Annotated in this window: 1 protein-coding gene; it reads right to left on the reverse strand. The window is 61.7% G+C overall.

The genetic code is table 11. The annotated features are described in order from the left end of the window. Window positions 1–660 (reverse strand): immunoglobulin-like domain-containing protein (locus tag N7422_RS26840; RefSeq protein WP_347815278.1); only part of this gene is annotated, 660 nt, incomplete at both ends.

A 660-nucleotide genomic window follows, 5' to 3' on the forward strand; every position in this document is an offset into this window, starting at 1 on the left:
AGCTTCTGGCTGACCTTGACGGTGAAGGCCGGCTGTTGATCTTCGGTGACACCGCCTTTGCCGACGATGGTCACGGAAACCTTGTCGCCCTCGTTGCCGGTGCCTGGAGTGCCGGTGCCTGGCTCGTCGGTGACGGTGGTGGTGATGCTGTTGTCGCCAAGGGTCAGCTTCTCGAAGTTATCCGAGCCGGTGACGCCTTCGATCTTGTTGACGATCGAAGGCTGACCGCCGACGAACACGTCATCCTTGGCAGTGATGGTCACGGTGCCGCTGGCGCTGCCGGCCGGGATGGTCACCTTGGTGCCATCGGTCAGGGTGAAGGTCAGGCCGTTGTGGCCGGTGACCGACAGACCCTGAGCGTTGGTCAGCGTCACGGTATAGGTGACCTGGCCACCTTCGCTGACGGTGGTCTTGTCCGCCGACAGGGTGGCGACCACTTCGCTGATGGTGTCGGTGATCTGGACGGAAGCATCGCCGCCCAGCTCGAGATTTTCGAAAGCTTTGCCTTCAACGCTGGCATCGGCGATGCCGACGGTCAGGGTGTCGCCATCTTTGAAGACGTCATCGCCCTGGGCCTTGGCCTTGTACTCGGTTTCGGTCTGGCCGGCCGGGATCACCACTTTGTCGCCGTTGGACAGAGTGATAGTCAGGTCGTGATCA

The organism is Pseudomonas sp. GD04091 (genome assembly GCF_029836165.1).
Taxonomy (GTDB): domain Bacteria; phylum Pseudomonadota; class Gammaproteobacteria; order Pseudomonadales; family Pseudomonadaceae; genus Aquipseudomonas.